At 42.1% G+C, this 13,926-nt stretch carries 6 protein-coding genes; 2 read left to right on the top strand and 4 right to left on the bottom strand.

Going from position 1 to position 13,926, the window contains the following annotated elements:
- Positions 1–38: 38 nt before the first annotated feature.
- A complete protein-coding gene (locus BLQ81_RS08105) occupies positions 39–5,420 on the bottom strand; it encodes a CHAT domain-containing protein (RefSeq protein ID WP_092729447.1) in 5,382 nt (1,793 codons plus the stop codon).
- Between the two features lie 488 nt (positions 5,421–5,908).
- Between BLQ81_RS08105 and BLQ81_RS08100 the strand changes: the two genes are divergently transcribed.
- Entirely contained in the window at positions 5,909–6,568 is a 660-nt protein-coding gene (locus tag BLQ81_RS08100; RefSeq protein WP_139183588.1) for a hypothetical protein, read from the top strand.
- 58 nt (positions 6,569–6,626) lie between these two features.
- Here the strand turns inward: BLQ81_RS08100 and BLQ81_RS08095 are convergent, their stop codons facing one another.
- From BLQ81_RS08095 to BLQ81_RS08085, 3 genes are all read right to left on the bottom strand, one after another.
- Entirely contained in the window at positions 6,627–8,177 is a 1,551-nt protein-coding gene (locus BLQ81_RS08095) for an alpha-amylase family glycosyl hydrolase (RefSeq protein WP_092729514.1), read from the bottom strand.
- 67 nt (positions 8,178–8,244) lie between these two features.
- Entirely contained in the window at positions 8,245–9,306 is a 1,062-nt protein-coding gene (gene fbaA / locus BLQ81_RS08090; protein ID WP_092729445.1) for a class II fructose-bisphosphate aldolase, read from the bottom strand.
- Between the two features lie 106 nt (positions 9,307–9,412).
- On the bottom strand, positions 9,413–12,214 hold the full coding sequence (locus BLQ81_RS08085) for an alpha-amylase family glycosyl hydrolase (RefSeq protein ID WP_092729444.1): 2,802 nt from the start codon (positions 12,212–12,214) through the stop codon (positions 9,413–9,415).
- A gap of 650 nt (positions 12,215–12,864) precedes the next feature.
- On the opposite strand from BLQ81_RS08085, the gene BLQ81_RS08075 reads away from it, so the two are divergent.
- Entirely contained in the window at positions 12,865–13,893 is a 1,029-nt protein-coding gene (locus BLQ81_RS08075) for a LacI family DNA-binding transcriptional regulator (RefSeq protein ID WP_092729442.1), read from the top strand.
- The last annotated feature ends 33 nt before the right edge of the window (positions 13,894–13,926 follow it).

Below are 13,926 nucleotides of genomic sequence, written 5' to 3'. Positions count from 1 at the left end.
TATTTTGGATTATCAGGTCATGTTAGGTGTTGCCTAATTCAGGATATTCCGGAGTTTTTAATCTCCGAAAACTCTAATTTTAGACTCCTCAATGACTCCTTCAAAACTTTGGCTTCTTCAGATTCTCCCAATTCCAACCCTTTTATCAACACTTCCAAATGCTCTTCCTCAGCCTTTTTGTCAGAGGTGCTTCCTGCTTTTATCCAGACTTCGGCGTAAGAGTTTTTCAATTGCTCCCAATCCTTCTTAGCTGGCTTTTTGTCGATTACTATTCTTGAAAGTGAAAGATTAGTTTCGGCTACCAAATCCCAATAATCCTTTTTTTCTTTTGGGTTGGAATGGATTAGCTTTTCTAAATCAGCAAGTAATTTCCCGAAATTCACTCTGGACTTCCCATCTAAGACAAATTCCTTAGCTGTAATGAGTTGATGGATTCGCCCAAGCTGTACGCCATTATTGATAGGGTAGGATGTTTTAAAATCCGCAATCCTCGCTGCTTCAAAATAAGCTTTTGAAGAATTTTCTAAGGTCTGGATAAATTCCTCTTTACTTCCGGCTTTTAAAAGCATCAATTTACGCTTATAAGCGCTGCCCAAAAGGCTGAACCGCTCTGCTGTGGCACCTAGCGCCAAAAGACTATTCAGCCTCAAAATAGCATGCTCGATTCCTTTGATTGCCTCTTCTCTTTTTTTCGGAAATCTGGAAAATTCCTCCACCCAATATTTGCAGGTGATATTACAATATTGTTCCATTGCTCTGAATGAATAGCCCGCTTTTTCGAGTCTGATCAGCTTTTCATAAAGTGAAATCGCTCTGCTATAATCTCCGATCTTGTTATACACTTCGGCCTTGTATTCCAAAATTTTATCACTGGAAAGATTGGATTGCTTCAGTGCCTCTTCCAGAATTTGGAGCTTTTTGAGTGCATGTTCATTGCTTAGATTTTTGGACTCCAGCGAATAAATCATATTGTATAACTCTAGTTCTATTTCTTCTAGTAGATAGAATTTCTGACTTGATCTCTGCGAAGAACCTAGCCCATCCAACTTGTAAAATGGATCGCCATAACACTGATATGCCCCCCAAGTATTGGTCCGTCCCTTATAGCGTTCAAAGATCAATTTCCTTGCTGATTTGGTAGCCTCACCAAATGGGACTCCGCAAAGCAGACAGTCGTAAAATTTCTCACAGAAATCATACGCAGCCGAATCATCGATTGCCCAGCCTGCTACAATCACAGCTTTGACTCCGATTTCAATGAGTTGCGTCCCAATATTGGCTGCAAGCCGGTTTCTATACTGATTGGCATCCTCGGCTTTGCTGTCGATTTGGCCCAGATAGCAGCAGTTCACAAAGACAAATTCAGGAACTTTGCTCATCTGAGCGATATCGCTCGTGGTTAGGAAATTTCCGTTTCCAATGACCATACCCGACCCTTTGTCCGTATCCTGACTGAATACTCCATGACCGGCAAGGTGAATGATTTTATAATTCTGGGTAAAAAGCTTCAGAATAATCTCGGGTGCTGCACTTTTGATTAAGCTTTGCGTCTCATATCCATTGCCTTTAAGTTTATCCGTCACCAACCCACCCTCTTTTTCGGCTCCTTTAAGCTGTGGCATAAAGCCTTTCAATTCAGGATCGCCAACAACAAGTGCTCTTTTATCCTGAACATTGGTGACATTTTTGCGAAAATTTGGTGTGGACAACTGCCTCACCATCCCCGCATGGATGCAAAGAGGAAGACCATTGATATCCTCTTGAAGCATTTCCCAAGGAAAATTTGCAGTCCGTTTATCCAAAACCCAAGTAATATTGTTCTGCCGCTTGAGATCTTCTTTAAATTCGAATGGAATCAACAGTTCAAACATGGTCTTGGCGATTTCAGGCTCATATTGATTCTTATGAGTCATCCCATCCAGCAAAGTCTCGATATTTCTCACATTTGCCTGAAGCGGCACTTCTTTTTCGCTTGCACCATTGGTGGCCATTGCCATGAGAATTTTCCTGGAAAATCCCCTGCTTACCTTTTCCTCTGAGTCCTCAGTCACCTTGATTCGGGTCCACCAGTCTGCTGTGTTATCAAAAGGAATTCGGGATAAGCGTCCCACTTTTTTGACTAACGAAAGATTGGGAACACTGATATTGTATTCCCTACTTTCGTCCTGTTCGAGATTTTTGACAGTCCTCAATATTCCCAAAGCACGGTCATGAAAGAGTTCTATGATCTCGATTTCTTCGATCACTTTCACCTTACCCCCATAGGTTTTTTTAATGTTTCGGTTCGCATCCTGAATCCCCAAAATGATCGATCGGATGGATGTGTCGTTAGAAAAACCTCCGTAAGAGTTGGCCAAAGCAATAATCGAGATGCCCATAATCTCCTTTGTTTCGAATTTGTCTAAGTCATCATCGACACTGACATTTCGAATCGTGAGGTATCTTGAGATTCCTTTCGAAACTGTCAACATCAATTGATAAGGAGTCAATTCACCAGGTATACCCATCCCAACTACCACTGTGCCTTTGAAGTGCTTGTCTGTATTGGACACATCCTTGGCCATCACTATCTGATGAGTGCCGATGGGACCGGGATATAATCCCAAGCTCAGCAATCTTGAGAGTTCACCATTCAGTTTTCCGTCAATCACCTTCTCCGTGGTCAATACTGCGTCAAACTGAAAATGCCCTGCCAAAACCGGATAATCTGCAAACACCAAATCGCCATGGCAAACTTTCACCTGAATTGGAGCTTCGTGATCTCTGAGCTCCCCATCCTCGCCTAGCCCAAGTAGCATATTGATGGTATTTTCTTCGCTGAGATCAAAGATTTCTTCCTCTTGGGCAAGGAAATCTTTCTCGTCGCCTCGGACTTTGGGAAGTGAATTTTGTAAGCGCCCGGTTTTTCCTTGATTTAAAATATCCTCTATCGCTCCAAAAATCTTCTTTTCAGTAGAAAGCCCTCCATGGGTGACATTGGCGTAGTAAAAATGATTGCGATCCAAAATACCTTTAGGAATACCGCTTTCCCAGGTCACACTTTCATCTCCTTGATGGGTTGCATGGAAAATCAGCTGTCCATCTTTGATTTCCAGATCAGAGATTGTGAACTTTTTCTGTCGACTCTGTCCCGCGATGTAGTAAATATTGTCGTAGTTGATTTTATGTTCCTGCTGTAAAATCAGGTCCTGGTACTTGCCAAAATTCTTAAGATCTGTCTCGTTGGGAATAGGCCAAGAGTCGTCTCCCGAGGCCTTGCGCAGTTTTTCCCAAAATGACCTTTCGGAAAAATCATGCTTCCCGGATTTGTTTAGGGGTAGCAATGCAAGAATCCCCGGAAAATTCACAAAGACACTCAAAAGTTCTTTTGAAGAGTTTTTGATGTCGATTTTTGCCAAAAGTTTGATAATTCCATCTTTACCAAATAGTACATAGGGAATCCGATAAGAACCTCCCAATGGGGAACCTAAAAACAATATTTTAAAGCCGGGAAGTGAATTTAGCGCTTGATAGGTATCCGGATGATACAGGATAAAATCACGTGTCAAAACTCCCCCCATACTGTGCCCAACCATTTTAATCGGTTGTCCAAAGCTCAGGAGCTCCTTTACTTTTTCATTCAAAAGAGCCGCATTTCCTTCCATACTAAGCCTCCAATCAAACGGAAAAGCAACCACGTCGTAGTTTTTGCTCAGGTATTCCCCCAGATTCTTATAGGAAGTTTTGATCAGTGAATCCGGGTCAATACAATCTTGATCGTGGGGTTTGAGATATTTCAGATGACCTCTTAAAAATCGCCCATATTGGATCCAAAGTAAATCATTCTTGTCTTTCAAATTGGAACCCATGATTCCGGGAAGTAAGATCAGAATTGGTTTTTTGCCACTCACTTCAGTGCCGGTGTACCTGCCACCTTCCAATACGAAGCCTCCCCGATCACCACTTCGGAGGAAAGTAATTCCATCGGTCCTATTTTTCCCTGAAAATTCTTCCAGCCTTCCGAGAAGTCCGGTTTGAATGGTTTTACGGATTTTTGGAGTTTTGAAATAGGTAATATGGTCAATCTTGCCTGTTTCCTCCAGATAGAGGTAGACATTTCCCGGAATTCGCTTTGCTCCAAACTCCATACTTGCTGTGTCCACGACGAGGTCATTTTTCCCCCGAAAAAAGAACTTCCCCACCAACACTACCAAACTCTTAAATGCCAAACTCAACTCACTGCTTCCTGCTATGACGATCAGCTGAGAATCAATTTCCCTTTCTGTTCCTTGGAAATTAAGCACTTTGATGAATGAAGATTCGGGATTCATTGACTCCAAACCCGGAAGCACCGTGACATCATCCTTGGTTTCGATAGAGGCCAATACTAGCTCTTTCATCGTGGCAAAAACCGGATTGGTAGTGCCTCCGATTGCCGAACCGATCAAATTGATGATCACATTGAGGAACATGTCCATCCGCTTGGATGCAAGCGTAGTGCCATTGGCAGGACAGGCTACCCGGACCACCCGGTCGATTTTTATGGATTTGGATTTGAGTACCTTGGAAATCTTAGCAATCGTATCCAAGTCGATTTTACGCTCACTATTTTTTAACACTTCCAACTCATCTTCCCCAAACCCATCCGGATGAGCCGCAAATCTGGCCAGCAAATCAGCCACTAAACCTCCCCGGGAATGGGTAATCAAATCCAGAACGATCCCATTTGGAAGGGATTCCAGAGTAGCCAAAACGTTTTGCAAGGGACTACAGGTAAGCGTGCGGTGCTGCAGGGCCAGAAGATTGGACGCTCCGTAGTAATCAACGAGCCTACCCCACTCCTCTGTCCCTTTCATTTCTCCAAAAGAACCCAAGGATGAAGAGCCTGTACCGTGAATTAGCAAAAGACTTTTTTTAGCATGATCCAGTTTTGAAAAATCAGCCTCGGCCAAATCAAAATCTTTGGAAACAGAAAGCAGCACTGCGGCTTTATCATCTTCCACGGTCTTTCCGGCAAACTTCAATGCAGCATTTTCAGCTTTAAGAGCCAGGTTTTTAATTCCTGGTCGGATGACTTTATTTTTCACAAAAACCTTGGCAGCTTTGATCGCTACTTTCTGCACGAGGCTTCGATCCTGCTCATCGGTTTCAATAGTGCCTGATAGGTAAATCTCCTCACTATCCCCGCTTCGTTTGAGTTCTTTGGCAAAAATTTGCTTGACCGAATCTGCGTCTCCGAGCCAAAATGTATTGTCCTCAAAGTCCAGCTCAAGGATTTCATCCTGTGCAAGTTCCAAGACATGCTCCGGAACATCACTCCGTGTGGAGCTTTCGACCGTGAAAGTTTTGGTGACATCGTAATAGCCAAGTGCCTGATCCTCCAGCTGGAAAATTTCTTTGGGAAGCTCCTGACCTCTTAACCTGATTTTGAATGTTGACATGGTGCGTTAGGTTTTAAAAATTGGTTTAATGAAAAATTCCTGCAATCCACAAGGCAGTTCAAAAAATCATCGCCTTAGTGGTTTGCGGGCTAAACAAAAGACTTACAGTCACTTAAATCTAAGCTTTATTCAAAAGAATGCAAAAATCGAATCGGGGATCTTTTACCAAAAAAAACAACTCTCTAAAAAGACTAATTGAACTGGATTGGAGCAATTGATCTACCCGGACTCAATTATCAATTTTTGCCATATAAGGACTTTGACTGAAAAAAAATACCTGATTTTCACTAAATATTCAGAAACCTCCCCTCTAATCCGGTGAAAAACCTAAAAATGAATTCTGGCTTCAGCTTTTTCAAAGGCATGGTCCTATTCCATCTTTTTAATATCACTTAGGGAAATTCTTGATCACACAAGGCCTTTCCTTTTTTCAAAAACTCAACACAAAAAAGTGGGGTGTCAGCACTATAATCACCGACAAATACAAAATGAAAAATCTAAAAAGAGTTCTGGTGGGTTTCTTAGCAGTAGGAAGCTTACTTTCAATTTCAACCAACAGTCTGGCCCAATTTTCTTCCAATTTTCAAGGAGCGAGATCTGTAGGAAAAGGGAATGCGGAAATGACTGCATTTTATTCCAATGTCGGAGTAGCATACGATGGAGAAAGTAACAAGATTTTCAACAATTTTGGTTTTCAATCCGGGCTTGGGTTAAGCAATTTGACTGAACTTCGCGTCAGATATGACCGATTCAATTTTAATGAAGGTAAGGGTGATGGAATAAATGGCTTGACGATTGGACCAAAATTCTCAAGTGAAAGTGGAAAATTCGCGTTTTACCTTCCTGTAGGATTCAATTTTGGAGATGGCGCTGATAAAAACTGGATGACAGACCCAACCTTAATATTCTCCCTTCCTCTTGGTGAAAAAGTGACGCTTAATCTCTCTCCGAGCTATATGATTTCTTTAGAAGAAGGTAGTGGGATTGATGATGGACTCTTAAAATTGAATTTTGGTTTTGGGATAAATTTTGGCGATGGCTGGGTAATTCGACCTGAAGGAGGGCTCCACTATTTCGTGTCTGATTTTGATGGCAACTACTATAATTTCGGCCTGGGCATTTCACGAAAACTTATAAAAAAGGGATAAAAAAAAAGGCCCGAAATATCAATTCCGGGCCTTTTTAGAGTCTTACTCTTTTTTCAAATTATTTCAAATAAACCCTACTTGAGTTTCCGGACAATTTCAATTTGCCTGCTTTTTCCTCGCTTTCTCCCAAACTGAAAATCACAGCTTTGAATCCAGCAGGTAAATCAATTTCCACCTCTTCTTTGCCCACATTGTGAACCACAAAAATCTCCTGGTCACCTGATTTTCGGAAATAGGCCATCACCGTTTTTTGCAGTTCTGATTCCGGAAGAGTAAGTGATCCAACCGCTAAAGCCGGATAAGAATTTCTGAGTTGAATCAGATTTTTGTAGTGATTGAAATAGCTGTTTGGATCCATTCTCTGCTGAGCCAAAGGAGTCACTGTCGAATCTTTGGAATATTTCGCCTTAATCCATTGAGCCCTACCAGTGTCTTTGGCTTTTATGTCCCAAAGAAAAGGCTCGCGAATGTGCTCATCGGGTTTCAATCCTAGCATTCCGATCTCCTCACCATAATACAGATAAGGCGCCCCAGGCATGGTCAGTAGTATAGAAATAGCCTGCTTGTATTTCTTGGAATCTGAACCCAATTCATTCAGAATTCGTGGCTGATCGTGATTGGAAGAAAAGGTAGCATCAATAAAACTTGGGGTAATGGCTTGATAAAAATCGAGAACTTCTTTTTGTTTTTTAGCCAAAAGCATCCCGTTCTCAGTATTCATCGTCTCCAGGAGCGTGTAGTGGAAATCAAAATTGAACAACGCAGGAAGACCGGGCAGATAAGGGGCTACAATTTCCTTTTTGTCATATACCTCGCCAACCAGATAAACATCCGGCTTGATGGCTTCCATTTTTGAGCGAAATTCCTTCCAAAACCCGTGATTATCCAGCGGACGATCATCCGGGAAAATGTGCTTTGCCGCATCCAAGCGGAATCCGTCCACCCCTATTTCTTCCAGCCAAAACCTTCCAATGTCGTAAATTTCCTCCCGAACTTTGGGATTATCAAAATTGAGATCCGGCATTCCTCCCCAGAAAAATCCGTAGTAAAAATCTTCTCCCTGTCCCGGATCATGCCATTGTCTGATATTATCCGAGTCTAGTGTGATCGTTTTTTTATTCAAAAAATCAGCAATAGTATCTTTCTGAGCCCAAACATAATAATCCCGGTATGGATTATCCCTACCGGATTTGGCTTCCAAAAACCAGGGGTGATCGCTTCCGGTATGATTGATAATCAGGTCAACAACGATTTTGATATCGCGCTTGTGTGCCTCATCAAGGAGATTTTTGAAATCTTCCATAGTACCATAGTCGGGATGAACGGCCTTGTAATCCGTCACATCATATTTATGGTAAGTTGGGGAAGGCATGATTGGCATAAACCAAATGGCATTGGCACCCAATTCTTTCACGTAGTCCAACTTTTGCGTGACCCCATTGAAATCGCCGATGCTGTCACCGTTTGAGTCATAAAAAGACTGAACAAAAATCTCATAGGTCACCCCGGCCTGAGGCCAATAGTTTTTGACTTCGGGTGCTACCTTTTTTTCGCAGGAGGAAAAAACAGCAAGTGCCAAAATTGAAATGGTTAGCAGGTTTCTTTTCATAATTAAATTGGGAAAAGAAAAAGTCACCTGCTTAAGTGACTTTTTCAAAGATTAATTGGTGTAGAAATTAATTTCTCCCTACGGCATTCAGCATGTCAAAAGCAAGCTCGAGACGCTTCACAAAGTTCTCTTCGCCTTTTCTCAACCAGTTGCGGGGATCATAGTATTTCTTGTTTGGGCTATCCGGTCCATCTGGATTTCCCAATTGGGTTTGCAGATAGCCTTCGTTTTTCTTGTAATAATTGAGGATACCTTCCCACATCGCCCATTGCATGTCCGTATCGATATTCATCTTAATCGATCCATAGCTATTTGCTTCCCGGATTTCCTCTACAGTGGAACCGGATCCACCATGGAACACGAAGTTCAAAGGCTTACCTGTTGTTCCGTACTTCTGATTGATGAAATCTTGAGAATTTTTCAAAATGATTGGCTTCAAGCTTACATTTCCCGGCTTGTAAACACCATGCACATTGCCAAAAGCAGCGGCAATGGTAAACAGATCTCCGATTTCCTTCAAATGCTCGTAAGCATAAGCCACTTCTTCTGGTTGCGTGTAAAGCTTCGAAGAATCTACGTCTGAATTATCCACCCCATCTTCCTCACCACCAGTCACACCCAGTTCGATCTCGATCGCCATGTCCAGCTTAGCAAATTCAGTGAAGTATTTACAGGAAATTTCCACGTTTTCGTGTAGCGGCTCTTCAGAAAGATCCAGCATGTGTGAGCTGTATAACGGTCTTTTATAAGCTGCATGGTAGGCTTTGCCAGCTTCCAATAAGCCATCAATCCAAGGCAATAACTTCAATGCTGCATGATCAGTATGCAAAATCACCGGAACGCCATAGGCTTCGGCCATTTGATGCACGTGATGCGCACCGGAAATTCCACCGGCAATACTGGCTTGTTGCTTATCATTTGCCAGACCTTTGCCGGCATAAAACTGCGCACCACCATTTGAAAACTGAATGATCACAGGGGAATTTACTTTTTTGGCTGTCTCCAGCACGGCATTCACTGAATTGGATCCGATCACATTGACCGCGGGCATCGCAAATTCGTTTTCTTTTGCGTAGGCATACAGGTCGCGAAGCTCGTTTCCGTATTTTACTCCTGGTTTAAATTTCATAAGATTTTAAATTGTTTTTTGTAGGCCTTATGGAATGCCCTGGATAATCATCTCGTTATATGAGAAGCTTTTCTCTTGGGCATTTCATAATCTGAATTAGGTTTGGTTATTCTTTGATGAAGCGCTTGTGCAGCACTCGTTTGGTATCGAAAGCCTCAAAGATATAAATCCCTGCCTGAATTCCACTTAGATCAAAATCTAAAATCTGCTCTCCTTGCTCGGTTTGTCCGTCAAAAACCACTCTTCCGGCCATATCTACCACCCGATAATTGGCCTGAATCATATCCTGCGGAAGCTCTACGGATAATTTGGAAGAAGCAGGAACCGGATAAACTCTAAAGGTTCCCTGAGGAACAACTTCCGGCAGTGAAGTCACAAAATCCTGCTGCAATATTCCCTTTTCAGGCAATGGAAGTTTTTTGCTGGTATACAGGACAAATTCATTTGGACGGAAGTTCACTGACAGTGTAGTTCCTGAAAGTGTCAATTCTTCACCGGTGAAGTAATTGTACCACTTGCCGGATTTCGGAAAAGAAACTGAAGCATTTCCGGCTGTAGCCAATCCGAAATTCCCATGCATTACCACATCCATATCAGGATGTTCGAGGAGGATTGACTTGATCCCTGCCCCGAGATTAAGTGTGGTTTTTTCAGGTGAGTTGAAGGCTTTGTGCACTCGCTTCAACTTTATCATTTCCTTATATAGCTTAAATAATCGCTGTCTTTCTGGATTGTTAAGGTAGTCCCATTTGGTGGGTTTGATTCCCAATCTGTCATTATTGAGTTCTTGATCATAACCAAACTCTCCAAACTGCCAGATCATTTTGGGACCGGGTATTCCAAAGTAAAAAGCGGTCAAAAGCTGATTTCTGTTTACGGCATTTTCCAGATTCTTCAGGTTAAGTGGGGAAATTGCACCGAAATTCAAAGTTTCCCACATCACCCGTTCCTCATCGTGTGACTCCTGATAAGCGATCAAATGACTCTTGTTCCATCCTCTATTTTTATAATAGGCATAATCTATATTTTTGTTTTGCCCCTTTGCCAGCTCACGGAAATCAAAGTTGATGTTTCCCCAGAACATCATCCCATAATTGGCTAATTCCTTCTCCTCTTCATTGTCAGATAAATGCTCCAAAATCACATAAGCATCGGGGTGGTTTGCTTTGATCCGGTCGTAGATATGCTTCCAGATTTTGATTCGAGAAGGATCGTATTGTGACCAAATGCCCACATTGTTGCCCGAATTGACTTGGGTAAAACCCTTGGAAAGGTCGAAACGGAATCCGTCAACTTTGTATTCGGTGAGCCAGTAATTATTCACTGAGTCTACAAAAGCTTTGGTGTACTTGCTTTCATGGTTGAAGTCGTAGCCAACATTAAACGGATGCGTTGCGACACGATTAAACCAAGGACTGTCTAAAGTCGGAGCACCATAGTCTCCGTCATTGTATAGTCGGACCATGGGATTTTGGCCGAAGGCATGATTGAGTACCATATCCAAAATGATTACGATTCCTCTTCCATGTGCCTCATCGATCAGTCGCTTGAGGTCATTTTTGGTTCCGTAATATTTGTCAGGTGCAAAGAAGAACGAAGGATTATAACCCCAGGAAAGGTTGCCCTCAAATTCCCCAACCGGCATCAATTCGATGGCATTTATTCCCAGTTCCTTAAGGTAATCCAAGCGATCGATGACGGCATTGTAGGTTCTTTTCTCATCAAAGTCCCGAACCAAGAGTTCGTATACGACTAATTCCTCCGGCTTGGGTTTTGGATAGGAAAGGTTTTTCCAGAGATAGGAATCCTGTGCGGTTTGTAGATAAGTCGCCTGAAATTCGGTCTTACCGACAGGATAGCCTTTAAGACCTGGATAGCGGTTTTGTTGGATGATTTCCTGATCGTTGAAAGGATCGGATGTCTTGTCCGCATAAGGATCACCAATTCGGATTGACCCATCCACTAAATATTGAAAAATGTACTCTTGCTTTGGAATCAGGTTTGAAATTTTCAACCAGAAGATCTCCTTATCTGAGGTTCGTTTCATTTGAAATTCAGGAAGTACCTTCCAGTCATTGAAATCACCAATCACATGCACGATATTTTTTCCCGGTGCCTGTAAAGCCAAAATCACTTCGGTGTCTGATAAATAATTGATCCCAAGTCTTGCTCCTGTCGGAAGTGCAGCCGTTTCCGAAGGTGCAAAAACAATAATGTTTACAGTTTGTGAATCTACCTCGGCACCCTTTTTTGCCTTGACTACCAGCGTGAAATTTCCCGCTTGGGTAGCGGTAAATTTGAATGCTATTTCCTGTGAGTTTAGGGCTTCGGCCACTTTAACACCATCTAGCTCAAAGCTTAAATCTGCGGCCTCAGTCGAGGCGGCCTTGAATTCAAAGCTTTCTCCTATTTCCAACGAAACTGAACCAGCCGCCTGAGGTGTGGTAAAAGCCACATCAAATCCTTGAGACAGGGTGACAAAAAAATCTCCATTTGAGCTGTCTTTCCCTTCCTTTGTTCCATCACCATTTCTAAAAACCATTCCCAATCGATGAATGGTCAGGTTGTTGGGGTTTTGAAAAAACGTATTTGGAGTAAGCTCAAAAGTGTAACTATTAGTCTGACCGGCTACTTTGGTCATTTTTGCGGCAGAATTGGTAGTCCCCCACTGAAAAGGCACAATCGTCCAAGTGGTCGAGGTAGGTCCTCCGGTGACGGCCCCGATATGAATGTACACATCACAATTACAGTCCTTCAGACCTGTAGTCCCCTTGGAAGCGTCATAGATGATTTTGACACTTGAAGCAGCACCGGGAATGGCTGGTTCGGTAGTGACTTGTGCAAAACCCGAATAATTGAGGCAAAGCAAAAAGACCAGTGAAAGAATTGGTGACAGTTTTTTTATCATAACAGGGCTTAATCAAAACAAATAACCGGATTGCTGGAAGGTATCCATAAAACCGGTTTTTTTAATAAAATAAACTATCAGGTAATGTATTCCTGCTTAATTCTAGACCATAGTATTAGGAACCACAGGGGCTGGATCAAAAGACGAGGTAACGGTGAATTCCGATCAGACTTATCAGCACCCCATTTTTCAAAACCAACGAAGCTTCAGCCACATGACTGGAAATGGTTGGTGCCAATTCATACGGAACGCAAGCCAACAGAACTGGCATAATCACAACCATCCACTCGATTCATCAATGGATTTTCATGGATATTGAATTTGAATTGAGTAATTGCTCAATCTTCGAATTGTTAAATTTTTTCATTTTTTTAGGGGATAAACTCTCATGTCAAGGCAGAAAACAAAACCATTTGTACTTGCCCGTAGGAAAACTTAAAGCAGAAATAGGTCTTATGCAACACTTCATCAGTGGTCTTGAAAGAAAAAATTAATGCAGACGATTGCGGTGACGATTGCATAACCAAGATATTTTTTCTTTTAATTATTTATTTTTCAGTATTTTAAAAAGTTGGTCAAAAATCGATTGCGCCAAATAAAAACAGAGTATTTTGGAGGTCGAATAAAAAATTCTGGGAATAGTATAATTTATGAGGCTCGAACAAATCACAATCAAGGATATAGCTAGGGAGCTCAATGTCTCCACTTCCACCGTTTCAAGAGCGCTAAAAGACTATCCGGGAATCAGCGATGAAACTAAAAGAAAAGTAAAAGAACTCGCCGAGAAAATGGACTATCGTCCAAATGCAATTGCGCTTTCACTAAGGAAAAGTAGATCCTTCACAATTGGAGTGATTATCCCAGAAGTGGTGCATTTCTTTTTTTCAACAGTAATCAGTGGGATTGAGGAAGTTGCATTTGCCCGTGGCTATAATGTCATCCTCACACAAACCAATGAAAAACTTGTTCGCGAAAAATCAAGCATTGCTACGATGCTGTCCAATCAGATTGACGGGGTTTTGGTGAGCTTTTCAAAAGAAACAACGGACTTTGAGCATTTCAGCAATCTATTGGCAAAAGGTTTTCCTATCGTTTTTTTTGATCGGGTTCCAGACATTGATAATGCAATCACTGTCACAGTGGATGATTATAGCGGTGCCTTCGAAGCTACCAAGCATTTACTTCAACAGGGCTATCGAAGAATTGCGCATTTATCTGGCCCATCCAATCTCAAAATCTCGCAAGAAAGGGCCAGAGGGTATACCGATGCTTTAATCCATCATGGATTTACGCCGGATCCCGGATTTATAGTAGAGTGTAACAAAGGGACTGACGATGAAGCGCAAAAAATCACTGCTGAAATTTTAGAAACTTTCTCAACAAAGCCTGACGCATTTTTCGCAAACAACGACATGGCTGCCGTAGGTGCAATGTTGGCTTGCAAAGCTGCCGGTCTACGCGTTCCCGAAGACGTGGGGATTGTAGGTTTCAGCAATTGGCAATTTTGCTCAATGATAGACCCTAGCCTCTCGTCTGTTTCCCAGCCTGGGTTTAATCTGGGAGCCAAGGCAACTGAAATCCTGTTGGATTTGATCGAAAAAAAGATCCAGTTAGGTGAATATTCCAATTCTGTAGTGCTGGAAACGGAGCTTTTGATACGGAAGTCCTCTGTCCGATAAAAAATGTTTGCCTTTTTCTGAATTTTCATTTTC

The sequence above is a fragment of the Algoriphagus alkaliphilus genome (assembly GCF_900103735.1).
In the GTDB taxonomy this organism is placed as follows: domain Bacteria; phylum Bacteroidota; class Bacteroidia; order Cytophagales; family Cyclobacteriaceae; genus Algoriphagus; species Algoriphagus alkaliphilus.
The sequence above is the reverse complement of the archived record's forward strand: the minus strand, read 5'-3'. Positions and strand labels throughout refer to the sequence as shown.

Coding starts and splice junctions, on each gene's coding strand:
- BLQ81_RS08105 (WP_092729447.1), bottom strand. CDS start 5,420: ATGTCAACATTCAAAATCAGGTTAAGAGGTCAGGAGCTTCCCAAAGAA.
- BLQ81_RS08100 (WP_139183588.1), top strand. CDS start 5,909: ATGAAAAATCTAAAAAGAGTTCTGGTGGGTTTCTTAGCAGTAGGAAGC.
- BLQ81_RS08095 (WP_092729514.1), bottom strand. CDS start 8,177: ATGAAAAGAAACCTGCTAACCATTTCAATTTTGGCACTTGCTGTTTTT.
- fbaA (WP_092729445.1), bottom strand. CDS start 9,306: ATGAAATTTAAACCAGGAGTAAAATACGGAAACGAGCTTCGCGACCTG.
- BLQ81_RS08085 (WP_092729444.1), bottom strand. CDS start 12,214: ATGATAAAAAAACTGTCACCAATTCTTTCACTGGTCTTTTTGCTTTGC.
- BLQ81_RS08075 (WP_092729442.1), top strand. CDS start 12,865: ATGAGGCTCGAACAAATCACAATCAAGGATATAGCTAGGGAGCTCAAT.